Here is a 20,647-nt window from a genome sequence, read left to right as displayed (position 1 = left end):
CCTAATTATACGAAGGAGGGAATACAAATGGCGATTAAGAAATACAAACCTACCTCCAACGGACGTCGTAACATGACTTCTTCGGACTTTTCTGAGATCACTGCAGCAAAGCCGGAAAAATCACTGCTATCTCCAATCAAACGGACAGGCGGCCGTAACAATACAGGTAGGATGACTGTTCGTCACCAAGGTGGAGGCCATAAGCGTCAATACCGTATCATCGATTTCAAACGAATTAAAGATGGCATACCAGGACGCGTTGCTACAATAGAGTACGATCCAAACCGTTCTGCCAACATAGCTTTGATCAATTACGTAGATGGAGAGAAACGTTACATTCTCGCTCCAAAAGGTTTAGAAGTAGGCGCAACAGTAATGTCTGGGCCAGATGCTGATATTAAACCTGGAAACGCATTACCACTTGAAAACATTCCAATGGGGTCAACGATCCATAACATCGAAATGAAACCAGGTAAAGGCGGCCAACTCGTCCGTTCTGCAGGAACATCTGCGCAACTTTTGGGACGTGAAGATAAATACGTAATTATTCGTTTACAATCTGGTGAAGTACGTATGATCCTTTCAACTTGTCGCGCAACAATTGGTCAAGTTGGTAATGAGCAACACGAACTTATTAACATCGGTAAAGCAGGACGCTCACGTTGGTTGGGTAAACGTCCATCAGTACGTGGATCTGTAATGAACCCGAACGATCACCCACACGGTGGTGGTGAAGGTAAAACAGGAATTGGGATGCCTTCTCCGCTTACACCATGGGGCAAGCCTACACTTGGTTATAAAACACGTAAGAAAACCAACAAATCCGACAAGTTTATCGTACGTCGTCGTAAAAAATAATGTGAATGAACTGCGGTTCCTTGATTGGACCGTAGTACACGCATGGAGGGAGGTTCCGACATGGGCCGTAGCTTGAAAAAAGGACCTTTTGTAGACGACCATCTTTTAAAGAAGGTTGAAGACCAAAAGGCATCAGATAAAAAACAAGTAATTAGAACTTGGTCACGTCGTTCTACGATATTTCCATCATTCATCGGAATGACAATTGCAGTATATGACGGACGTAAACACGTTCCTGTCTATGTGACTGAAGATATGGTAGGTCACAAACTAGGTGAATTTGCACCAACTCGTACATTTAGAGGTCATGGTAACGATGATAAGAAAACAAAACGGTAATTGAGAGGAGGTTATTCTGATGCAAAAAGCAAGAGCTACTGCCAGCACAATCCGTATTGCTCCTCGCAAAGTTCGTATGGTAGTTGATCTTATCCGAGGCAAGAAAATCGGTGAAGCAGTTGCAATTCTACGTCTGACGCCTAAAGCGGCTTCTCCGGTAGTAGAAAAAGTACTAAACTCAGCGATTGCAAATGCTGAACACAACTACGAAATGAATGTCGAAAACCTTATCGTAAGCGAGATTTTCGTTGGCGAAGGTGCGACTATGAAGCGTTTCCGTCCACGTGCACAAGGTCGTGCTAGTGCGATCAACAAGCGTACGAGTCACATCACTGTAGTGGTATCAGAAAAAAAGGAGGGATAATTCGTGGGTCAAAAAGTACATCCTAACGGTTTACGGGTCGGTATCATCCGCGACTGGGAGTCGAAATGGTACGCTGAAAAAGACTATGCAACACTTTTGCATGAAGACTTAAAGATTCGTGAATACATTGAAAAGCGTCTTGTAGATGCATCGGTTTCTAAAGTAGAAATTGAACGTGCTGCAAAACGTGTTAATATCACAATTCACACTGCAAAACCAGGAATGGTAATCGGTAAGGGCGGTACAGAAGTTGAAACACTTCGTAAACAACTTAACGATATTTCAGGCAAACGCGTACACATTAACATTATAGAAATTAAACGTGCTGATCTTGATGCGAAATTAGTAGCTGAAAGCATTGCACGTCAACTAGAAGGTCGTGTATCATTCAGACGTGTACAGAAACAAGCGATTCAACGTACAATCCGTTCTGGAGCATTAGGAATTAAGACACAAGTTTCTGGACGTCTCGGCGGAGCCGATATTGCACGTGCAGAACATTATAGTGAAGGTACTGTCCCTCTCCATACATTGCGTGCAGATATAGATTATGCACACGCTGAAGCTGATACAACTTTTGGTAAGTTAGGCGTAAAAGTATGGATTTATAGAGGAGAAGTCCTTCCAGTGAGAAAGAAGAACTCTGAGGAAGGAGGCAACTAATATGTTAATGCCTAAACGCGTTAAATATCGTCGAGTTTTCCGTGGTAAAATGCGCGGAACAACAAAAGGCGGAGCAACGGTACAATTCGGTGAATACGGACTTCAAGCAATTGATCCGGCATGGATTACAAGCCGACAAATTGAATCAGCACGTATCGCAATGACACGTTACATGAAACGTGGCGGTAAAGTATGGATCAACATTTTCCCACACAAACCATATACAAAAAAGCCTCTCGAAGTTCGAATGGGTTCTGGTAAAGGTGCTGTAGAAGGCTGGGTAGCTGTTGTTAAGCCTGGTAGAATCATGTTTGAAATCGCAGGTGTAAGTGAAGATGTTGCACGTGAAGCACTTCGTCTAGCATCACACAAACTTCCTATTAAGACTAAGTTTGTAAAACGTGAAGAAATTGGTGGTGAATCTAATGAAAGCTAAAGAAATCCGTGACTTGACAACTGCAGAGATTGAGCAACAAGTGAAATCACTGAAAGAAGAGCTTTTCAACCTTCGCTTCCAATTGGCGACAGGCCAATTAGAAAACACTGCACGTATCGGCGAAGTTCGTAAGTCGATTGCGCGCATGAAAACTGTTATACGTCAAAGAGAAATCAGTGCAAATAACTGATGGAGGAGGTTGCAACCATGACTGAGCGTAACCAACGCAAAGTATACACAGGCCGTGTCGTGTCTGACAAAATGGATAAGACTGTTACTGTAATGGTCGAAACATACAAAAAACATACTTTATACGGTAAACGTGTAAAATATTCTAAAAAGCTTAAAGCACATGATGAATTAAATGATGCAAAAATCGGCGATGTAGTCCGCATTATGGAAACTCGTCCGTTATCAGCAACAAAGCGTTTTCGCCTACTTGAAGTTGTCAAGAAAGCGGTAGTTATCTAATAAAGTTCGGATCTAAAAATCCGGGAGGAGGTAGCCTCAATGATTCAACAGGAAAGTCGTATGAAAGTCGCCGACAATTCAGGCGCTCGTGAAGTTCTAACTATTAAAGTATTAGGCGGTACTGGCCGTAAAGTAGCAAATATCGGTGATGTAGTTGTCTGTACAGTGAAAAAAGCAACACCTGGTGGCGTTGTTAAGAAGGGCGAAATCGTCAAGGCTGTTATCGTCCGTACGAAAAGTGGAGTACGTCGCAAAGATGGTTCATATATAACGTTTGATGAAAACGCATGTGTAATTATCCGTGATGACCAAAGCCCACGTGGTACAAGAATTTTCGGACCAGTTGCTCGTGAACTTCGCGACAGCAATTTCATGAAAATTATTTCACTAGCTCCCGAAGTTCTTTAATTCACATGACAGTGCCAATCAAGGAGGTGCGACAGAATGCATGTAAAAAAAGGCGATAAAGTTATGGTTATCACTGGAAAAGATAAAGGAAAAACCGGCGTAATCCTAGCCGCTTTCCCTAAGAAAGACCGTGTGCTTGTTGAAGGTGTAAACATCGTCAAGAAACATACAAAACCAAACCAGGAAAATCCTCAAGGTGGAATTGTTAGTTTAGAGGCAGCTATCCATATATCTAACGTTATGTTGATAGACCCTAAAACGGGTGAACCAACCCGAGTAGGATATAAGATTGAAGATGGCAAAAAAGTTCGTGTTGCTAAAAAATCCGGTGAATTATTGGATAAATAAGTAACGGATGAAAGGAGATCCATATAGATGAGCCGTTTTAAAGAGAAGTTTATTAAAGAAGTTACTCCTGCACTTATGAGCAAGTTTGAATATACATCGGTTATGCAAGTACCAAAAGTTGATAAGATTGTTATTAACATGGGTGTTGGTGATGCTGTTCAGAATACGAAAGCATTAGACGCTGCAGTTGAAGACTTAACTATCATTTCTGGTCAAAAACCGGTTGTCACATTAGCGAAGAAATCTATCGCTGGATTCCGTCTCCGTGAGGGAATGCCTATCGGAACTAAAGTTACATTACGCGGAGAGCGTATGTACGAATTTCTTGATAAGCTAATTTCAATTTCACTACCTCGTGTACGTGACTTCCGTGGAGTTTCAAAGAAGGCATTCGACGGACGTGGAAACTACACGCTTGGCGTGAAAGAACAATTGATATTTCCTGAAATTGACTACGACAAAGTTTCTAAAATACGCGGTATGGATATCGTCATCGTTACGACTGCAAACTCTGATGAAGAAGCACGTGAGTTATTGACGCAGTTCGGCATGCCGTTCCAAAAGTAAATAAGAGGGAGGCGTAAACGTGGCTAAGAAATCAATGATCGCTAAACAAAAACGTACACCTAAACATGCAGTTCAGGCATACACAAGATGCGAGCGATGTGGTCGTCCACATTCCGTATATCGTAAGTTCAAGCTTTGCCGTATTTGTTTCCGCGAATTGGCATACAAAGGACAAATTCCTGGCGTTAAAAAAGCAAGCTGGTAATCCCCTAAATATGGGAAGGAGGTAAATGCAATGACAATGAGTGATCCGATCGCAGACATGCTTACACGCATCCGTAACGCGAACATGGTTCGTCACGAGAAGCTTGAAGTTCCTGCTTCAAACATGAAAAAAGAAATTGCTGAAATCTTGAAACGTGAAGGTTTTGTACGCGAAGTTGAATATGTGAAAGATAACAAACAAGGTATCATCCGCATATTCCTTAAATATGGTCAAAATAACGAGCGAGTTATCACTGGTCTTAAACGTATTTCTAAACCGGGTCTTCGTGTTTACGCAAAAACAAACGAAGTTCCTAAAGTTTTGAATGGCCTAGGTATCGCCCTCGTTTCCACATCACACGGTATCCTTACTGATAAGGATGCACGCGCTAAACAAGTAGGCGGAGAAGTAGTAGCTTACGTTTGGTAATATGTAACAATTGAATGGAGGTGCAACTGAATGTCCCGTATTGGAAAAAAGCCGATTGAAGTTCCTGCAGATGTGACTGTTACTATCGCAGATGGTAACGTCGTTACTGTAAAAGGTCCAAAAGGCGAACTAACTAGTAGTTTTAATACTGATATTAAAATCGAGAGAGAAGATAACGTGATCACATTGATCCGTGCTTCTGAATCTAAAGAACACCGTTCTATGCACGGAACGACTCGTTCACTTCTTGATAATATGGTGACAGGCGTTTCAAAAGGTTTTGAAAAATCGCTTGAACTTGTTGGGGTAGGTTACCGTGCGACACTTCAAGGTACAAAACTTGTATTAAACGTCGGATACTCACACCCAGTTGAGTTTATACCAGAAGAAGGAATTCAAGTCGAAGTTCCTGCTAACACAAAAATCACAATTCGTGGTATTGATAAAGAACGCGTAGGTGCTCTTGCATCTAAAGTACGTCAAGTACGTCCACCTGAGCCTTACAAAGGTAAAGGTATTCGTTACGTAGGCGAAGTCGTTCGTCGTAAAGAAGGAAAAACAGGTAAATAATGCCTCATAAAGCATTTGGAAGGAGTGACCACGATGATTACGAAAAAAGATAGAAACGTTGTCCGTAAAAAACGCCATGCTCGCGTTCGTACTAAAATTAGCGGAACTGCAGCACGTCCACGTTTGAACGTTTATCGTTCAAACAAGCATATTTACGCACAATTGATTGATGATATTAATGCAGTAACAATTGCTAGTGCATCAACAATGGACAAAGAGTTCGAATCTGGAACTAAATCAAACGCTGAAGCTGCTGTTAAAGTAGGCGAGTTAATCGCGAAAAAAGCTGTTGAAAAAGACGTCAAAACGGTCGTTTTCGACCGTGGCGGTTACCTATTTCACGGCCGTGTGAAAGCTCTTGCTGACTCAGCACGTGAAAATGGTCTAGAATTTTAATTTAAGAAGGAGGGACACATTTAATGCGTCGTAATGATCAGAATAAAAGCGAATTCGAAGAACGCGTAGTAACGATTAATCGCGTTGCGAAAGTTGTTAAAGGTGGACGTCGTTTCCGCTTTACTGCTCTCGTTGTAATCGGAGATAAAAACGGCCGCGTAGGTTTTGGAACTGGTAAAGCACAAGAAGTTCCAGACGCAATCCGTAAAGCTATCGATGATGCTAAGAAAAACTTAATTGTTGTACCTAGAGTTAAGGGAACAACACCTCACGAAGTGCTTGGTCACTTTGGTGCAGGTTCAGTTCTTATTAAACCAGCAGCGCCTGGTACTGGAGTTATTGCGGGCGGACCTGTCCGTGCGGTTCTAGAACTTGCGGGTATCACTGATATACTTTCAAAATCACTTGGATCAAGCACACCAATTAACATGGTTCGTGCAACTGTTGCTGGACTGAAAAGTTTGAAGCGTGCTGAAGATGTAGCTAAGCTACGTGGAAAAACAGTAGAAGAACTGTTAGGTTAAGGGGGGACACACAATGACGAGTAAACTTGAAATTACCCTTAGAAAAAGCGTAATCGGTTCAAAGCCGGCACAACGTAAAACAGTTGAAGCACTAGGATTACGTAAACTAAATCAAGTGGTTGAACATAAAGACAATGTTGCAATTCGCGGCATGGTCGGTAAAGTAGCCCACTTGGTTACAGTTAAAGAACTATAATCTTGATTTATTGAATAAGGAGGTGCCAATTAGATGAAATTACACGAAATGAAACCAGCTGACGGTTCTAGAAAAAAACGCAAACGCGTTGGACGCGGAATGAGTTCAGGACATGGTAAAACTTCCGGTAGAGGACATGATGGTCAAAACTCTCGTTCGGGTGGTGGCGTACGTCTTGGGTTCGAAGGTGGACAAATTCCATTATTCCAACGTCTTCCAAAACGTGGATTTACAAATATCAACCGTAAAGACTATGCAATTGTGAACCTTGATAAACTTAATATGTTTGATGAAGGCACAGTTGTAACGCCTGAGTTGTTACTTGAGCTAGGTGTTGTAAGCAATGCTAAATCTGGAATTAAGATTCTTGGTAACGGCGTTATCGAGAAGAAAATAACAGTTAGAGCAAACAAATTTTCTGCATCCGCAAAGGAAGCAATTGAAAAAGCGGGCGGGCAAACTGAGGTGGTTTAATGTTTCAGACAATCTCCAACTTAATGCGCGTTCGAGATATCAGAAGTAAAATCATTTTCACGTTGCTGCTACTTATCGTTTTTAGATTAGGAACATTTATAACGGTTCCTAACGTTGACGCAACGGCTTTACAGCAATCTGATAATAGTCTTATTGGATTCATGAATATTTTCGGTGGTGGAGCACTTGCTAACTTTTCGATTTTAGCACTTGGAATCATGCCGTATATTACCGCATCCATTATTGTGCAACTATTACAGATGGATGTTGTTCCAAAGTTTGCTGAATGGGCAAAACAAGGTGACGTTGGAAGACGTAAACTTGCACAGTTTACAAGGTATTTCACAATTATCCTTGCTTTCATTCAAGCAATTGCTATGTCATTTGGCTTTAATAGTATGTTTGGCGGACAGCTTATCAAGTCTGAAGGCGTTTCAACATATGTCGTTATTGCAATCGTATTAACTGCTGGTACTGCATTCTTGTTGTTTCTCGGTGAAAAGATCACGGAAAGAGGTGTTGGAAATGGTATTTCCATCATTATCTTTGCTGGTATTGCTGCCGGAATCCCAACAGCTGTAAATCAGTATTATGCAACTCAACTAAAAGATGCAGGTGATGCGCTATTTATTAAAATAGCCATTGCAGTACTACTTCTTCTAGTAATTATTGCTGTAACAGTTGGAGTTATTTATGTGCAAGAAGCACTTCGAAAAATTCCGATTCAATATGCTAAACGTGTTTCTGGACGGGGACCGACAACTGCTGGTCAACAGACACATTTACCATTAAAACTAAATGCTGCAGGGGTTATCCCGGTAATCTTTGCTTCTGCATTCTTTATAACACCGCAATCAATCGCGTCGTTTTTCGGAACAAATAGTGTTACGACGAAGATCCAATCGATATTTGATTATACGAATCCAATTGGTATGGTCATTTACGTTGTACTTATTGTCGCATTTACTTACTTCTACGCATTTATTCAGGTAAATCCTGAAAACATGGCAGATAATCTGAAAAAGCAAGGTGCTTATATTCCTGGTATTCGTCCTGGTGCGAATACACAAAGTTATTTAACAAGCACTTTGTATAGACTTACTTTTGTTGGAGCTTCATTCCTTGCGGTAGTATCAGTTATGCCGATTTTCTTTATCAATTTCGCAAACCTTCCACAGTCTGCGCAAATTGGAGGAACAAGTTTACTAATCGTTGTTGGGGTTGCCCTTGAAACGATGAAACAACTTGAATCACAACTTGTGAAAAGGCATTATAAAGGTTTTATGAAATAAGTTTTTCGAGAGATACATTTTGGAAAACGAATATGAAGGCGGAGGACTTGACGTATGAATATCGTATTAATGGGTTTGCCAGGTGCTGGTAAAGGTACACAGGCAGACAAAATTGTCGAAAAGTACGAGACCCCTCATATTTCTACAGGCGATATGTTCCGTGCTGCAATACAAGAAGGTACGGAACTTGGAGTCAAAGCAAAATCTTACATGGATCAGGGAGCACTTGTTCCTGATGAAGTGACAATCGGTATCGTTCGTGAACGATTAAGTAAACCCGATTGTGATAACGGCTTCTTGCTCGATGGTTTCCCTCGTACTGTTCCACAGGCAGCAGCCCTTGATGAGCTATTGTCTGAAATGGGACGTAGGATTGAACATGTTCTTAATATCCAAGCAGATAAAGACGAACTTGTTGCACGCTTAACAGGTCGCCGAATTTGTAAAGTATGCGGAACATCTTATCACTTACAATTCAACCCGCCAAAGGTTGAAGGAAAATGTGATAAGGATGATGGAGAACTTTATCAACGAGCTGACGACAATCCAGAGACAGTCACAAATCGTCTGGAAGTAAATATGACTCAAACAGCACCACTTCTATCATATTATGATGGAAAAGGTATTTTGGTAAATATTAATGGTCAACAAAACATTGATATTGTTTTTAAAGAACTGGACGCAATTCTTCAAAAAGGCGATCAGTAACACTTTTAGGTACATACTCATGTATGCTTTAAGGGTATTTATGGATATGCTACATGAAGTGTATGTTTTATCGAGATACAAAAGTTATTATGTGCCCGGTATAAGAACTGCTTAGAGTTCAATGAGGCGTAAAAAAGTTCTTCAATGAACTGTAATAACGTAACAAGGAACTCATCTACGGCAATCCGGACGGTCGTGTCCATTCAGATACGATTTACCACAACAATAGTCGAAAGACTGGTTTGCGGGAAACGAAATGTGACAGACGTCTTTCGAACATCACTCTTGCGGTCCAGACATATGTTGAAGGAAGCCTTAAAGGCGACTGATGCCGATTGATGGTGAGAACCTTTATTGATATAGAAGGGAGACAGGATTGATGGCGAAAGACGATGTAATCGAAGTAGAAGGTACTGTAGTCGAAACGTTACCAAACGCGATGTTCAAAGTGGAGCTGGAAAACGGCCATACGATTCTTGCGCATGTATCTGGCAAAATCCGTATGCACTTTATCCGCATCCTGCCTGGCGACAAAGTGACAATGGAACTTTCGCCTTATGATTTGACACGCGGCCGTATAACGTACCGCTTTAAATAAACTTTTGTACTCCGGAATATGAAGGAGGTTGGGTAAGATGAAAGTAAGGGCATCTGTAAAACCGATCTGCGAAAAATGTAAAGTTATTCGTAGACGTGGCCGAGTAATGATTATTTGTGAAAATCCAAGACATAAACAAAGACAAGGCTAATATAGAAGGAGGTGCACAATCTTTATGGCACGTATTGCTGGTGTAGACATTCCGCGCGATAAGCGCATTGTAATTTCATTAACTTATATTTTTGGAATTGGAAAAACAACTGCAGAGAAGGTATTAGCAGAAGCTGGAGTTTCTGAAGAAACTCGAGTTCGTGATCTTACTGACGCTGAGCTAGATAAAATTCGTGAACAAATGGATACTTTGAAAGTTGAAGGTGACCTACGTCGCGAAACTTCACTAAACATCAAACGATTGATGGAAATCGGTAGTTTCCGTGGTATTCGTCATCGTCGAGGATTGCCTGTACGCGGGCAAAACACTAAAAACAACGCACGTACTCGCAAAGGTGCAAAACGCACTGTAGCTAACAAGAATAAATAATAGGTAAAGGAGGTATCTTCTTAACATGGCAAAGAAACAAGTCACTCGTAAACGTCGTGTGAAAAAGAATATCGAGTCTGGTATTGCACATATTCGTTCGACGTTCAACAACACAATTGTTACAATTACCGATATGCAGGGAAATGCTCTGTCTTGGTCAAGTGCAGGCGCACTAGGCTTCAGAGGTTCTCGTAAATCTACTCCTTTCGCTGCTCAAATGGCTGCTGAAACAGCTGCTAAGTCTGCAATGGAGCATGGTTTGAAAACATTAGAAGTAACTGTTAAAGGTCCAGGAGCTGGACGTGAAGCAGCGATTCGTTCTCTACAAGCTGCAGGTCTTGAAGTAACTGCAATTAGAGACGTAACACCGGTTCCTCATAACGGATGCCGCCCACCAAAACGTCGTCGTGTATAATGGCTTTTTATCCATTTGATTGAGAAACACAATTATTGTCAAAAATGAATTGTGGGATTACATTTTGTCTTTTGAGAAAATCGATTTCAATATGGAACGGCCTGTACATTAGATGTTTTGAAGGAGGATAACCGAATGATCGAAATTGAGAAACCAAAAATTGAGACAGTTAAGATCAACGATAATTCCAAGTTTGGTAAGTTTATCATTGAACCATTAGAGCGTGGATACGGGAATACTTTAGGGAATTCTCTACGTCGCATTCTTCTTTCTTCATTACCTGGAGCAGCCGTTACTTCAATTCAAATTGATGGTGTACTTCACGAGTTTTCTACGGTTGAAGGTGTCGTTGAAGACGTCGCATCAATTATTTTGAATGTGAAAAAGCTTGCCCTTAAAATTTATTCTGATGAAGAAAAAGTGATTGAAATAGATATAAAGGGTGAAGGAGTCATTACTGCTGCGGATATTACGCATGATAGTGATGTTGAAATTATGAACCCAGAGCTACCTATTGCTACACTTGGGAAAAACGGTCATTTACGCATGCGGATGTATGCTGTTCGTGGTCGCGGTTATGCACCATCTGAAACAAATAAACGTGAAGATCTTGCAATTGGTGTTATTCCGATTGATTCGGTTTATACTCCGGTCTCAAGAGTTAACTTCCAAGTGGAAAATACTCGAGTCGGTCAAATGGCCAATTTCGATAAACTTACACTAGACGTTTGGACAGATGGAAGTATTGGTCCTAAGGAAGCTGTATCACTTGGAGCAAAAATTCTAACTGAGCATTTGAATATATTTGTTGGCATGACTGATGAAGCACAAACTGCAGAAATCATGGTAGAAAAAGAGGAAGACCAAATAGAGAAAGTTCTAGAGATGACGATTGAAGAACTCGACCTTTCGGTTAGATCTTATAACTGCTTGAAGCGTGCAGGTATTAACACTGTTCTTGAGCTTGCTAGCAAAACAGAAGATGAAATGATGAAAGTACGAAATCTAGGACGTAAATCACTTGAAGAAGTGAAAGCGAAACTGGATGAGCTTAATCTTATTTTACGAACAGAAGATTGAGTGATCTTATTGGGTAAGGAGGAAAAACTTTTATGGGATACAGAAAACTTGGACGTACAAGTTCACAACGTAAAGCATTACTTCGTGACCTTACAACGGATCTAATCATACATGAGCGTATTCAAACAACAGAAACACGAGCGAAAGAACTTCGTTCAGTTGTTGAAAAAATGATTACACTCGGTAAACGTGGAGACTTGCACGCACGTCGTCAAGCCGCACAATATATCCGTCGTGAACTCGTTACAGTTACAAACGATGAGGGCAATGAATCAGAAATCTATGCACTTCAAAAACTTTTTGATAATGTCGCTCCACGTTACACAGAGCGTCAAGGTGGATATACTCGTATCATGAAAATGGGCCCGCGTCGCGGTGACGGTGCACCCATCGTCATAATCGAACTCGTTTAATTGATTTCATTTTAGAAGGGTGTGTCGGGCTTTATGCTTGTCCACACCCTTTTTCAACACAGATTTATACGACAACTTTAAAAGCTGAGTGTTATGATCGTCGACAGAACCTTGTCTTCTTGGTCTAGCTCTACGCACCTCATCCGCTGTACTGGACTTGAGCACCCGGTACAAGTCATAGATATGAGCGCATTTCTTCGGATGAGGTGCGCGCTTTTTTTTTACTTAAAATAAGGATTCTTCGCATTTTTTGCGAGGGGTCCTTACTCTTATAATAATAAGTTATTTACTATACATAAAATGCGGTAAGCCGGAGGTGTCGGCAATGAAAGAAATTCTGTCGATGGACAAAGTAACATATTCATATCCATCTGAGGATGGTCAAACAACAAATGCAGTTGATAATGTGTCATTCACTGTGCATGAAGACGAATGGATTGCCATTGTTGGACATAATGGATCTGGTAAATCTACACTTGCAAAATTAATGATTGGACTTTTATTTCCTGATTCGGGAGATGTGAGTGTTTTTATTGAAAAGTTAACAGAGGAAAACTTGTGGGATATTCGTTCGAAGATGGGTATTGTATTCCAGAACCCGGACAATCAGTTTGTTGGTTCAACAGTGCAGGATGACGTAGCATTTGCTCTTGAAAACAATGGAATTCCTTTTGAAGAAATGGTTCTTCGCGTCCATGAGTCACTAGCTCAAGTAAACATGGGGGATTTCTTAGATCATGAACCACATCATCTATCAGGTGGGCAAAAACAAAGGGTAGCAATTGCGGGTGCACTTGCATTAAAACCACGTTTACTTATTATGGACGAAGCAACATCAATGTTAGATCCGCAAGGTCGTGACGAAGTAATTCAAATCGTTCAAGAGTTAAAGAAGAGCACAGGACTCACTGTCATTTCAATTACGCATGATTTAGAAGAAGCACTACTTGCAGATCGAATAATTGTTATGAATAAAGGTCAGTTGCTCACAACAGGAACACCAGAGCAAATATTTTCTAGTGGGAACGAACTTGAGTCCATTGGCTTGGACTTGCCATTTGCAATGAAAGTCTCCAATTTATTACGAGAATTTGGATTAGATTTAAATGGAGAACATATGACAGAAAAAGAGTTGGTGAATGAATTATGGACATCTCACTTCAGCAAGTAGGATATTTATACGGTAAAGATTCTCCTTTTGAGAAAAGGGCATTGCACGAAGTGGATGTCACGATTCATTCGGGTTCTTACACCGCAATAATTGGTCATACAGGTTCTGGTAAATCCACGTTATTAATGCATTTAAATGGTCTGTTAAAACCTTCTGAAGGAATTGTGAAGATTGGTGATGCAACCATTACTGCTGGAACAAAAGCCAAGGGGCTGAAAGAAGTTCGAAGACATGTAGGAATTGTCTTTCAATTTCCGGAACACCAACTTTTTGAAGAGACTGTTGAAAAAGATATCATGTTTGGACCAATGAATTTTGGTGTTGATAAAGAAGAAGCTAGAAGACGAGCACATGAACTGATTGAGCAGTTAGGTCTTCCCAAAGAAATCGCAGAACAGTCTCCGTTTGAGCTCTCAGGAGGGCAAATGAGGCGCGTCGCGATTGCTGGTGTACTTGCATTCAAACCGTCCGTGCTCGTCCTGGACGAGCCGACAGCGGGCTTGGATCCTAAGGGACGGAAGGAAATCATGGACTTGTTCCGTGTTCTTCATGAACGAGAAAACTTAACAACCATTCTAGTGACACATAGCATGGAAGATGCGGCTCGCTATGCGGACAACATTATAGTGATGCATGATGGTACATCCGTCATGAATGGTACGCCTGAAGAAGTTTTCGGTGATGAGGAGAGACTTGCAACATATAGGCTTGGCTTACCTCGTTCGGTTAAATTTCAGCGCGATTTTGAAAAGCTGATTGGTCGTTCATTGCCTAAAATGGCACTAACGGAAGAAATTCTTGCTGAGGAAATTGCGAAAGTAGCAGCAGAAGTAGGTGGCCGTTAGTGTTAGAAAAAATGATTTTTGGTCGTTTTATTCCGGGAACATCTTTTATACACAAATTGGATCCACGAGCTAAATTATCTTTTGTGTTTTTATTTATAATTGCTGTTTTTATTGCTAATAATGTATGGACCTACGGATTGTTATTGGTATTTACATTGTTTGTTATATTTGTTTCTCGAATACGTTTTTACTTTTTAATAAATGGGTTAAAACCCATAATCTTTCTTATCGTATTCACTTTTTTAATGCATATTTTCTTCACAAAAGAAGGGGCTCTTTTGGTCGATTGGAAATTTATTAAGATTTATGAGGAAGGTTTGCGACAAGCAATTTTCATTTCAACCCGTTTTCTTGTACTCGTTTTAATGACTTCTATTTTGACCCTGACAACTACACCAATTTCAATAACAGATGGCTTAGAAGAACTCTTAAATCCCTTCAAACGATTCAAGTTGCCTGTCCACGAACTTGCATTGATGATGTCAATATCTCTCCGTTTTATACCTACACTTATGGATGAAACAGATAAAATATTGAAAGCCCAGCTTGCACGAGGCTCGGATATTAGCACGGGTTCTATCAAGCAACGAATTGGCGCGGTAATACCTCTTCTAGTGCCACTGTTTGTGAGCGCATTTAAACGTGCTGAAGATCTCGCCGTCGCCATGGAAGTTCGTGGATATCGTGGTGGTGAAGGAAGAACAAGGTATCGACAATTAAGCTGGGGATATCGTGATACAACGATAATGGTTCTGCTTCTAATACTTATTATTGGCCTCTATTTTCTTAGGGGGGTGTAAGTGAGATGAATCGAATAAAAGCGACTATTTCGTATGATGGTACAAACTTTGCGGGTTACCAGATACAACCGGGAATACGAACTGTTCAGCAAGAGATTGATAAAGCATTGGTGAAAATCCATAAGGGAGAGAACATGGTCTCTTATGCGAGCGGAAGAACAGATGCGGGCGTTCATGCAAATGGTCAAGTCATTCATTTTGACACACCTTTCAGTTTACCGCTGGACCGATGGAAAAGAGCGCTTAATGTTTTGCTTCCGACAGATATCCGTATTAACAAAGTAGAGAATGTCGATCAGGATTTTCACGCGCGCTATTCTGCCACGGGTAAAACGTATCGTTACAAGTGGTCCTATAGCGATGTGCACAGTCCATTCGAGCGAAACTTTTCGGTGCATTTGGGAACTCGGAAACCAGATGTTGAAAAAATGCGGGAGGCTGCGGTGCATCTAATGGGTACCCACGACTTTGCTAGTTTTTGTTCAACAAAAACGGCGACAAGTAATAAAGTACGAACCGTAAAACTGCTAACACTTGAAGAACGGGGTGAGTTTCTTGTTATGACAATTAACGGAGACGGCTTTTTATACAATATGGTTCGAACAATTGCGGGTGTTTTGTTAGATGTTGGAGTAGGTCGGAAATCACCTTCAGATGTACATTGCATTCTTGAAAAAAAAGATCGGAAAACTGCCGGAAAAACCTTGTCAGCACATGGTTTGTACTTAGAAAGTGTAGAATATAAAAGCTAGGACAACCCGTCCTAGTGTATATTATTAAAATGCTTGACTTTATGTTAAATCTATTATATGATAAGAAATGGTATTTCTAAAACCCCACAAGAAGCCCCGGAAGGTAATTTGTGTTTAGGGATAGAGAAAACGGAAACAGATTTTGATACATTTAGGAGGACAAAAAATGCGTACAACATTCATGGCTAAAAGTCACGAAGTAGAACGTAAATGGTTCGTTGTCGACGCTGAAGGACAGACGCTTGGTCGTCTTGCTTCTGAAGTAGCACAACTTTTACGTGGTAAACATAAACCGACTTTCACACCAAACGTTGACACAGGTGATCACGTGATTATCATCAACGCTGAGAAAATCGAATTGACAGGAAACAAATTGAAAGACAAGATTTACTACCGTCACTCTGGTTACACGGGTAATCTTAAGCAACGTACAGCACTTGAAATGCGTACTAATTATCCGACAAAAATGCTTGAACTTGCAATTAAAGGAATGCTTCCTAAAGGTCCTTTAGGTCGTCAAACTTATAGAAAATTAAACGTATACGCTGGAACGGATCACCCGCATGCAGCACAAAAACCGGAAGTTTACGAACTTCGCGGATAATTAAGAGGAGGAAACACCTTTGGCACAAGTACAATATCTCGGCACTGGCCGTCGTAAAAGTTCTGTAGCTCGTGTACGTCTCGTTCCTGGTAATGGCAAAATCGTCATTAACAATCGTGATGTAGAAGACTACGTACCATTTGAAACATTACGTGAGGTTATTAAACAACCACTCGTTACAACAGAAACACTTGGAAGCTATGATATCCTTGTAAACGTTCATGGTGGCGGTTATACAGGACAAGCTGGAGCAATTCGTCACGGTGTTGCACGTGCACTTTTAAATGTAGACCCTGACTTCCGTGCTGCACTTAAATCAGCAGGATTCTTAACACGTGATTCACGCATGAAAGAACGTAAAAAATACGGTCTTAAAGGCGCACGTCGCGCACCACAGTTCTCAAAACGTTAATCGATTTTGTTTTGTATCGACGTTAAAAAAAGTTTTTTGGTTCAAGTTGGTTCAAACCAACGTTAACCTTTCAAATAACTTAACAGATTGAAAGCATCGGCATCTTGCTGGTGCTTTTTTTCTGGTATTAAATAAATATATCCAAAAGGGGAATACTATCATAAACGACTATAACGCAGTATTAGCAAGAAATACGGAAAATGCTCCAAACGGTAACGGTCTATATTCACAGACTGTAGCTTTCTCTCATTACAATAATCTATCGGCTCAATTACCTATCGAGCCGAACACCGGTAAATTGGTAGCCGGTGGTATAAAAGAGCAGACTGAACAGTGCTTTAAAAATATCAAGGCAATTATAGACAGCATCGATCATGTTATGAGCGATGTTGTTAGAATCACTGTATTCGTTAAGAATATCAAAGATGTTGAAGCTATAGATAAAGTTTATAAAACATTCTTCCCAACTTATGTACCAACACGAACAATAGTTGCAGTTGATGCTTTACCTATGGATGCTTTGTTACAAATTGATGCACTTGTTTCACACGGCGAAGGTACAATTCCAAACGCACCACAAGCAGGCGACCTCATTAAGCTTACAAATAACACGGCAAATGCACCTACAAGTCTTTTATCTACACAAACTGTGTCTTTCTCTCATTACAATAATCTTTCAGCTCAATTACCTATTGATCCAAGAACTGGGAGATTGGTAGCTGGCGGTGTAAAAGAGCAGGCCCAACAGTGCTTAAAAAATATGAAGGCAATTTTAGAGAGTATCGACGTTCCTTTTGACGATATAGTTAAAGTTAATATCTACCTTAAAAACCTCTCGGATATTGAAGCCGTAAATGAAGTTTATACAACATTTTTCCCAGACTCGGCTATTGCCAGGGCCACGGCCTATGTCCCTGCAAGGACAACAGTTGCAGTCTCAGCTTTACCTATAGATGCTTTGGTGCAAATTGAAGCAGTGGTGTCACACGGAGATGGTACACCTCCACAAGCTGTTGAAGACAGGCATGGAATCGTTATAAAGGCAAACAACACTGAAAATGCACCAAAGAGTTCTTTATCTACACAAACAGTAGCGTTTTCTCATTACAATCACATTTCGGCTCAATTACCTTTGGACCCGAAAACTGGTGAAATGGTAGCTGGTGGTGTAAAAGAGCAGGCTGGACAGTGCTTAAAAAATATTAATGCAATCTTAGAAAGTATCGATCACGTTATGGATGATGTGGTTAAAGTAAATATCTACCTTAAAAACATCGTAGATATTGATGCTGTAGATGAAGTTTATACAACATTCTTCCCAGGTGGTGTTCCTGCACGAAGTACAATTGGCGTATCAGCTTTACCTAAAGATGCTTTAATCCAAATCGATGCGGTTGTATCAAACGCTGAAGGAACACCTCCAAAAGAATAACAAGCATTTGTTTGTAAATACAGGAACTCTCAAAGCTACTTATTATTGCGGATGGATGGTGAATGCGAAATCGCATATCCATTTCATGAAATGTGGCTGTCCTAAAAGAAATTTGAGAAGGCTTATGTTTTTAATCAGTACAGAAGTATAAACTCATCCTTAAAGCTTGTTTTCCCCTACGGTGCGGCGAACAGTGTGCTACTTTATATTCATAAAGAGTCATGAGTTAAAATTACAAACCCTTTACCCTTTATGGATAAGGGTTTTTTTAATGTCTACATCACTGAATATGCTTAGATTAACCAGGTTACACTACAACAGAAATGACAATTGTCGTGAAAGGTAGTGGGTATATGTCAATGAAAGAACTAATGGATTTTAACTTTTGGGAAATGATTCTGAGAACAACTTTGGCTTTTGCGGCACTTTTGATTTTGGCTCGAATACTCGGGAAGAAACAACTGAGTCAGTTAACTTTCTTCCATTATATTACGGGTATTACATTCGGGTCGATTGCAGCTGAGATGGCTGGACAAACAGATGTACCGTTTATGGATGCTTTAATTGCACTAGTCTGGTGGGCCATGCTAACGTTGATGTTAAGCTATATTTCTCTTAAGTCGAGTAAATTTCGAGTTATTATTGACGATGAACCTTCAATAGTAATTAGAAACGGAGTCATCTTAGATAAATCTTTAAAAAAAGCGCGGTTGCATATGGATGATGTCATGATGATGCTGCGAGAACAATCCATATTCTCGATTCAGGATGTTCACTACGCAGTATTGGAAACAAATGGTGAATTAAGTGTAATGAAGAAGGCGGCTCAACAAGAACCGACGAAGACAGATGTAAATGCACCTATTACTGAACCCATATATATGCCTTCGGAAATAATTTCTGATGGTAAACTAGTTGTAAAAAATATGCGAGAACTTAAGTTAACCGAGGAATGGGTTATGAAGAAGTTAAAGAAAAAACAAATAAATTCAATCGATGAGGTTTTTTACGCTCAAATTCAAACAGATGGTTCTTTATTTGTAGATAAAAAAAGTAAAGAATAAGGATTACTTTATTTCATTAATGATAAAATCTGTTACCATAAAAGTATGAAATTAAAAGGGGGAGTACATATGAAAGAAATTACAACTGTGGAACTTCAAACGATGTTAGAAAAAGGAGATGTTCTAAATTTAATTGACGTACGTGAAAATGATGAAGTAGCTGAAGGTGTTATTCCAGGGGCAAAACATATACCTCTGGGCGACGTAGAGGCGCGTATGGAAGAACTTGATAAAACAGCAGAGTACATTGTGATTTGTCGATCAGGAGGACGTAGTGGACGTGCTACGCAGTTTTTATCGGACGCGGGTTATGATGTCACGAATATGGTAGGCGGAATGTTGGAGTGGAACGGTAAAACAGAATGATGAAATGCAATTTGGAGCCCAATGCGGTTCCTTTTTTTATTAACAATTCACATCCATTACTGTCTTTCAACTGGACATATTATTATTAGTAACTGCGTATAGTTAAGGAAAAAGGCGGTGTCAGTTTGAAGCGGTGGATAATGGTTGGAGTTATTTTTTTGTGTTCACTCGTAGTTGTCATTTATGGAGTAAATGCGTCCGAGAAAAAGTTCTTCATGCCCGATGAGTTGGGTGGTGTGAAAATTGTTATTGACCCAGGACACGGTGGATTAGATGGCGGTGCATCTTCTGGTGATATCGTTGAACGCGATATCACGCTAAGTATTGCTCTGATATTATCGAAGCAACTTGAAAAGAAGGGTGCAACGGTCATTATGACTCGCAAACAAGGCGGCGATGCAATTGCGGAGCATTCACCGACAGATAAGTTTTTAACGATTCGTTCAAGAAAGTTAGCGGATTTAAAATTACGTGAAAAAATTGCAGTTAATGAAAATCCAGATGTGTTTATTAGTGTTCATGTCAATTCAATACCGGATGATAGATGGCGTGGTGCTCAAGTCTTTTATCACGTAGGCGGTCATCCAAATGGTGAGTTTCTGGCAAAGTCAATCCAGCAGTCCTTCCGTAACAGTCTGAAAAATACAGATCGTGAAGCACTAGCGATTAGCGGAGTCTACTTATTGAAAAAAGCACCAATGCCGGCAGTTTTGGTTGAAACGGGATTTCTGTCCAATAGTGAGGAGCGCGCACTTTTGACAGATTCGAAGTATCAGGAGAAAATTGCGAATGCTATTACGAAAGGAATTATTGACTTTATGTCGGTGGAAATGAATTGAAGACCTTTAGTTGAGTCCGTATTCAATCGCTATGTTATACTTGGAGGGTATTTAACTAATCCTCCAA

Annotated in this window: 35 protein-coding genes; all 35 read left to right on the top strand. The window is 40.4% G+C overall.

What is annotated here, in order from left to right; genetic code table 11:
- Window positions 1-27: 27 nt before the first annotated feature.
- Window positions 28-858 (top strand): 50S ribosomal protein L2, encoded by an 831-nt coding sequence (rplB, locus tag ACP8HH_RS17740; protein WP_438313556.1) that lies wholly within the window; start codon window positions 28-30, stop codon window positions 856-858.
- Between the two features lie 60 nt (window positions 859-918).
- Window positions 919-1,197, top strand: a complete 279-nt coding sequence (gene rpsS / locus ACP8HH_RS17735; protein WP_438313555.1) for a 30S ribosomal protein S19 — start codon at window positions 919-921, stop codon at window positions 1,195-1,197.
- A gap of 19 nt (window positions 1,198-1,216) precedes the next feature.
- The gene (gene rplV / locus ACP8HH_RS17730; RefSeq protein WP_381540187.1) at window positions 1,217-1,561 is read left to right on the top strand and encodes a 50S ribosomal protein L22; all 345 of its coding nucleotides are present in this window, start codon (window positions 1,217-1,219) and stop codon (window positions 1,559-1,561) included.
- A gap of 3 nt (window positions 1,562-1,564) precedes the next feature.
- On the top strand, window positions 1,565-2,224 hold the full coding sequence (rpsC, locus tag ACP8HH_RS17725) for a 30S ribosomal protein S3 (RefSeq protein WP_381540190.1): 660 nt from the start codon (window positions 1,565-1,567) through the stop codon (window positions 2,222-2,224).
- Window position 2,225: 1 nt separating this feature from the next.
- Window positions 2,226-2,660: a 50S ribosomal protein L16 gene (rplP, locus tag ACP8HH_RS17720; RefSeq protein ID WP_381540193.1), complete on the top strand. Its 435-nt coding sequence runs from the start codon at window positions 2,226-2,228 to the stop codon at window positions 2,658-2,660.
- Complete coding sequence (rpmC, locus tag ACP8HH_RS17715; protein WP_381540196.1) at window positions 2,650-2,850, top strand: 50S ribosomal protein L29; 201 nt, start codon at window positions 2,650-2,652, stop codon at window positions 2,848-2,850. Before rplP ends, rpmC begins: the two co-directional genes overlap by 11 nt.
- A 17-nt stretch (window positions 2,851-2,867) precedes the next feature.
- The gene (gene rpsQ / locus ACP8HH_RS17710; RefSeq protein WP_381540198.1) at window positions 2,868-3,131 is read left to right on the top strand and encodes a 30S ribosomal protein S17; all 264 of its coding nucleotides are present in this window, start codon (window positions 2,868-2,870) and stop codon (window positions 3,129-3,131) included.
- A 39-nt stretch (window positions 3,132-3,170) separates the two neighbouring features.
- Window positions 3,171-3,539 (top strand): 50S ribosomal protein L14, encoded by a 369-nt coding sequence (gene rplN, locus ACP8HH_RS17705; protein WP_269051740.1) that lies wholly within the window; start codon window positions 3,171-3,173, stop codon window positions 3,537-3,539.
- A 36-nt stretch (window positions 3,540-3,575) separates the two neighbouring features.
- The gene (gene rplX / locus ACP8HH_RS17700) at window positions 3,576-3,887 is read left to right on the top strand and encodes a 50S ribosomal protein L24 (protein WP_438313551.1); all 312 of its coding nucleotides are present in this window, start codon (window positions 3,576-3,578) and stop codon (window positions 3,885-3,887) included.
- A gap of 27 nt (window positions 3,888-3,914) precedes the next feature.
- Window positions 3,915-4,454, top strand: coding sequence for a 50S ribosomal protein L5 (gene rplE / locus ACP8HH_RS17695; RefSeq protein WP_438313549.1), 540 nt, complete (start codon window positions 3,915-3,917; stop codon window positions 4,452-4,454).
- A gap of 19 nt (window positions 4,455-4,473) precedes the next feature.
- Window positions 4,474-4,659 carry a type Z 30S ribosomal protein S14 gene (locus ACP8HH_RS17690; protein ID WP_381540206.1) on the top strand — a complete coding sequence of 62 codons (186 nt, stop codon included), beginning with the start codon at window positions 4,474-4,476 and terminating at the stop codon, window positions 4,657-4,659.
- A 30-nt stretch (window positions 4,660-4,689) separates the two neighbouring features.
- Complete coding sequence (rpsH, locus tag ACP8HH_RS17685) at window positions 4,690-5,088, top strand: 30S ribosomal protein S8 (protein ID WP_438313547.1); 399 nt, start codon at window positions 4,690-4,692, stop codon at window positions 5,086-5,088.
- Between the two features lie 30 nt (window positions 5,089-5,118).
- Entirely contained in the window at window positions 5,119-5,658 is a 540-nt protein-coding gene (rplF, locus tag ACP8HH_RS17680; RefSeq protein WP_438313545.1) for a 50S ribosomal protein L6, read from the top strand.
- 33 nt (window positions 5,659-5,691) lie between these two features.
- Window positions 5,692-6,054: a 50S ribosomal protein L18 gene (gene rplR, locus ACP8HH_RS17675; protein ID WP_438313543.1), complete on the top strand. Its 363-nt coding sequence runs from the start codon at window positions 5,692-5,694 to the stop codon at window positions 6,052-6,054.
- 23 nt (window positions 6,055-6,077) lie between these two features.
- Window positions 6,078-6,578: a 30S ribosomal protein S5 gene (gene rpsE / locus ACP8HH_RS17670; RefSeq protein ID WP_438313542.1), complete on the top strand. Its 501-nt coding sequence runs from the start codon at window positions 6,078-6,080 to the stop codon at window positions 6,576-6,578.
- Window positions 6,579-6,591: 13 nt separating this feature from the next.
- Complete coding sequence (gene rpmD, locus ACP8HH_RS17665) at window positions 6,592-6,774, top strand: 50S ribosomal protein L30 (protein ID WP_438313541.1); 183 nt, start codon at window positions 6,592-6,594, stop codon at window positions 6,772-6,774.
- 33 nt (window positions 6,775-6,807) lie between these two features.
- Complete coding sequence (gene rplO / locus ACP8HH_RS17660) at window positions 6,808-7,248, top strand: 50S ribosomal protein L15 (protein WP_381540220.1); 441 nt, start codon at window positions 6,808-6,810, stop codon at window positions 7,246-7,248.
- Window positions 7,248-8,540: a preprotein translocase subunit SecY gene (secY, locus tag ACP8HH_RS17655; protein ID WP_438313539.1), complete on the top strand. Its 1,293-nt coding sequence runs from the start codon at window positions 7,248-7,250 to the stop codon at window positions 8,538-8,540. The genes rplO and secY overlap by 1 nt, the downstream gene beginning before the upstream one ends.
- A 54-nt stretch (window positions 8,541-8,594) precedes the next feature.
- Complete coding sequence (locus ACP8HH_RS17650; protein ID WP_438313537.1) at window positions 8,595-9,248, top strand: adenylate kinase; 654 nt, start codon at window positions 8,595-8,597, stop codon at window positions 9,246-9,248.
- Between the two features lie 379 nt (window positions 9,249-9,627).
- Window positions 9,628-9,846, top strand: coding sequence for a translation initiation factor IF-1 (infA, locus tag ACP8HH_RS17645; protein ID WP_060203457.1), 219 nt, complete (start codon window positions 9,628-9,630; stop codon window positions 9,844-9,846).
- Window positions 9,847-9,883: 37 nt separating this feature from the next.
- Window positions 9,884-9,997, top strand: coding sequence for a 50S ribosomal protein L36 (rpmJ, locus tag ACP8HH_RS17640; protein WP_438313535.1), 114 nt, complete (start codon window positions 9,884-9,886; stop codon window positions 9,995-9,997).
- 24 nt (window positions 9,998-10,021) lie between these two features.
- Entirely contained in the window at window positions 10,022-10,387 is a 366-nt protein-coding gene (gene rpsM, locus ACP8HH_RS17635) for a 30S ribosomal protein S13 (RefSeq protein ID WP_438313533.1), read from the top strand.
- Between the two features lie 25 nt (window positions 10,388-10,412).
- Window positions 10,413-10,802, top strand: a complete 390-nt coding sequence (gene rpsK, locus ACP8HH_RS17630) for a 30S ribosomal protein S11 (protein WP_381540230.1) — start codon at window positions 10,413-10,415, stop codon at window positions 10,800-10,802.
- A gap of 135 nt (window positions 10,803-10,937) precedes the next feature.
- Window positions 10,938-11,882, top strand: coding sequence for a DNA-directed RNA polymerase subunit alpha (locus ACP8HH_RS17625; RefSeq protein ID WP_438313530.1), 945 nt, complete (start codon window positions 10,938-10,940; stop codon window positions 11,880-11,882).
- Between the two features lie 32 nt (window positions 11,883-11,914).
- Entirely contained in the window at window positions 11,915-12,295 is a 381-nt protein-coding gene (gene rplQ, locus ACP8HH_RS17620) for a 50S ribosomal protein L17 (RefSeq protein ID WP_438313529.1), read from the top strand.
- 325 nt (window positions 12,296-12,620) lie between these two features.
- Window positions 12,621-13,466, top strand: coding sequence for an energy-coupling factor ABC transporter ATP-binding protein (locus tag ACP8HH_RS17615; protein WP_438313527.1), 846 nt, complete (start codon window positions 12,621-12,623; stop codon window positions 13,464-13,466).
- Entirely contained in the window at window positions 13,442-14,311 is an 870-nt protein-coding gene (locus tag ACP8HH_RS17610; protein ID WP_438313525.1) for an energy-coupling factor ABC transporter ATP-binding protein, read from the top strand. The genes ACP8HH_RS17615 and ACP8HH_RS17610 overlap by 25 nt, the downstream gene beginning before the upstream one ends.
- On the top strand, window positions 14,311-15,111 hold the full coding sequence (locus ACP8HH_RS17605) for an energy-coupling factor transporter transmembrane component T family protein (protein WP_438313523.1): 801 nt from the start codon (window positions 14,311-14,313) through the stop codon (window positions 15,109-15,111). The genes ACP8HH_RS17610 and ACP8HH_RS17605 overlap by 1 nt, the downstream gene beginning before the upstream one ends.
- 5 nt (window positions 15,112-15,116) lie before the next feature.
- A complete protein-coding gene (gene truA / locus ACP8HH_RS17600; RefSeq protein ID WP_438313522.1) occupies window positions 15,117-15,863 on the top strand; it encodes a tRNA pseudouridine(38-40) synthase TruA in 747 nt (248 codons plus the stop codon).
- 166 nt (window positions 15,864-16,029) lie between these two features.
- On the top strand, window positions 16,030-16,467 hold the full coding sequence (gene rplM, locus ACP8HH_RS17595; RefSeq protein ID WP_438313520.1) for a 50S ribosomal protein L13: 438 nt from the start codon (window positions 16,030-16,032) through the stop codon (window positions 16,465-16,467).
- Window positions 16,468-16,486: 19 nt separating this feature from the next.
- Window positions 16,487-16,879: a 30S ribosomal protein S9 gene (rpsI, locus tag ACP8HH_RS17590; protein WP_438313518.1), complete on the top strand. Its 393-nt coding sequence runs from the start codon at window positions 16,487-16,489 to the stop codon at window positions 16,877-16,879.
- A 121-nt stretch (window positions 16,880-17,000) separates the two neighbouring features.
- Window positions 17,001-18,311: a RidA family protein gene (locus tag ACP8HH_RS17585; protein ID WP_438319246.1), complete on the top strand. Its 1,311-nt coding sequence runs from the start codon at window positions 17,001-17,003 to the stop codon at window positions 18,309-18,311.
- A gap of 359 nt (window positions 18,312-18,670) precedes the next feature.
- Entirely contained in the window at window positions 18,671-19,375 is a 705-nt protein-coding gene (locus ACP8HH_RS17580) for a YetF domain-containing protein (RefSeq protein ID WP_438313516.1), read from the top strand.
- 69 nt (window positions 19,376-19,444) lie between these two features.
- On the top strand, window positions 19,445-19,741 hold the full coding sequence (locus ACP8HH_RS17575) for a rhodanese-like domain-containing protein (RefSeq protein WP_438313514.1): 297 nt from the start codon (window positions 19,445-19,447) through the stop codon (window positions 19,739-19,741).
- A 125-nt stretch (window positions 19,742-19,866) separates the two neighbouring features.
- Window positions 19,867-20,580: an N-acetylmuramoyl-L-alanine amidase gene (locus ACP8HH_RS17570; protein WP_438313512.1), complete on the top strand. Its 714-nt coding sequence runs from the start codon at window positions 19,867-19,869 to the stop codon at window positions 20,578-20,580.
- Window positions 20,581-20,647 lie beyond the last annotated feature (67 nt).

The sequence above is a fragment of the Sporosarcina sp. FA9 genome, assembly GCF_051550205.1.
GTDB lineage: Bacteria > Bacillota > Bacilli > Bacillales_A > Planococcaceae > Sporosarcina.
This window is presented reverse-complemented; position numbering and strand designations above follow the sequence as displayed.

What these genes read in the sequence shown, in the direction of transcription:
- rplB (WP_438313556.1), top strand. Translation starts at nt 28, where the DNA reads ATGGCGATTAAGAAATACAAACCTACCTCCAACGGACGTCGTAACATG.
- rpsS (WP_438313555.1), top strand. Translation starts at nt 919, where the DNA reads ATGGGCCGTAGCTTGAAAAAAGGACCTTTTGTAGACGACCATCTTTTA.
- rplV (WP_381540187.1), top strand. Translation starts at nt 1,217, where the DNA reads ATGCAAAAAGCAAGAGCTACTGCCAGCACAATCCGTATTGCTCCTCGC.
- rplP (WP_381540193.1), top strand. Translation starts at nt 2,226, where the DNA reads ATGTTAATGCCTAAACGCGTTAAATATCGTCGAGTTTTCCGTGGTAAA.
- rpmC (WP_381540196.1), top strand. Translation starts at nt 2,650, where the DNA reads ATGAAAGCTAAAGAAATCCGTGACTTGACAACTGCAGAGATTGAGCAA.
- rpsQ (WP_381540198.1), top strand. Translation starts at nt 2,868, where the DNA reads ATGACTGAGCGTAACCAACGCAAAGTATACACAGGCCGTGTCGTGTCT.
- rplN (WP_269051740.1), top strand. Translation starts at nt 3,171, where the DNA reads ATGATTCAACAGGAAAGTCGTATGAAAGTCGCCGACAATTCAGGCGCT.
- rplX (WP_438313551.1), top strand. Translation starts at nt 3,576, where the DNA reads ATGCATGTAAAAAAAGGCGATAAAGTTATGGTTATCACTGGAAAAGAT.
- rplE (WP_438313549.1), top strand. Translation starts at nt 3,915, where the DNA reads ATGAGCCGTTTTAAAGAGAAGTTTATTAAAGAAGTTACTCCTGCACTT.
- rpsH (WP_438313547.1), top strand. Translation starts at nt 4,690, where the DNA reads ATGACAATGAGTGATCCGATCGCAGACATGCTTACACGCATCCGTAAC.
- rplF (WP_438313545.1), top strand. Translation starts at nt 5,119, where the DNA reads ATGTCCCGTATTGGAAAAAAGCCGATTGAAGTTCCTGCAGATGTGACT.
- rplR (WP_438313543.1), top strand. Translation starts at nt 5,692, where the DNA reads ATGATTACGAAAAAAGATAGAAACGTTGTCCGTAAAAAACGCCATGCT.
- rpsE (WP_438313542.1), top strand. Translation starts at nt 6,078, where the DNA reads ATGCGTCGTAATGATCAGAATAAAAGCGAATTCGAAGAACGCGTAGTA.
- rpmD (WP_438313541.1), top strand. Translation starts at nt 6,592, where the DNA reads ATGACGAGTAAACTTGAAATTACCCTTAGAAAAAGCGTAATCGGTTCA.
- rplO (WP_381540220.1), top strand. Translation starts at nt 6,808, where the DNA reads ATGAAATTACACGAAATGAAACCAGCTGACGGTTCTAGAAAAAAACGC.
- secY (WP_438313539.1), top strand. Translation starts at nt 7,248, where the DNA reads ATGTTTCAGACAATCTCCAACTTAATGCGCGTTCGAGATATCAGAAGT.
- ACP8HH_RS17650 (WP_438313537.1), top strand. Translation starts at nt 8,595, where the DNA reads ATGAATATCGTATTAATGGGTTTGCCAGGTGCTGGTAAAGGTACACAG.
- infA (WP_060203457.1), top strand. Translation starts at nt 9,628, where the DNA reads ATGGCGAAAGACGATGTAATCGAAGTAGAAGGTACTGTAGTCGAAACG.
- rpmJ (WP_438313535.1), top strand. Translation starts at nt 9,884, where the DNA reads ATGAAAGTAAGGGCATCTGTAAAACCGATCTGCGAAAAATGTAAAGTT.
- rpsM (WP_438313533.1), top strand. Translation starts at nt 10,022, where the DNA reads ATGGCACGTATTGCTGGTGTAGACATTCCGCGCGATAAGCGCATTGTA.
- rpsK (WP_381540230.1), top strand. Translation starts at nt 10,413, where the DNA reads ATGGCAAAGAAACAAGTCACTCGTAAACGTCGTGTGAAAAAGAATATC.
- ACP8HH_RS17625 (WP_438313530.1), top strand. Translation starts at nt 10,938, where the DNA reads ATGATCGAAATTGAGAAACCAAAAATTGAGACAGTTAAGATCAACGAT.
- rplQ (WP_438313529.1), top strand. Translation starts at nt 11,915, where the DNA reads ATGGGATACAGAAAACTTGGACGTACAAGTTCACAACGTAAAGCATTA.
- ACP8HH_RS17615 (WP_438313527.1), top strand. Translation starts at nt 12,621, where the DNA reads ATGAAAGAAATTCTGTCGATGGACAAAGTAACATATTCATATCCATCT.
- ACP8HH_RS17610 (WP_438313525.1), top strand. Translation starts at nt 13,442, where the DNA reads ATGGACATCTCACTTCAGCAAGTAGGATATTTATACGGTAAAGATTCT.
- truA (WP_438313522.1), top strand. Translation starts at nt 15,117, where the DNA reads ATGAATCGAATAAAAGCGACTATTTCGTATGATGGTACAAACTTTGCG.
- rplM (WP_438313520.1), top strand. Translation starts at nt 16,030, where the DNA reads ATGCGTACAACATTCATGGCTAAAAGTCACGAAGTAGAACGTAAATGG.
- ACP8HH_RS17580 (WP_438313516.1), top strand. Translation starts at nt 18,671, where the DNA reads ATGAAAGAACTAATGGATTTTAACTTTTGGGAAATGATTCTGAGAACA.
- ACP8HH_RS17575 (WP_438313514.1), top strand. Translation starts at nt 19,445, where the DNA reads ATGAAAGAAATTACAACTGTGGAACTTCAAACGATGTTAGAAAAAGGA.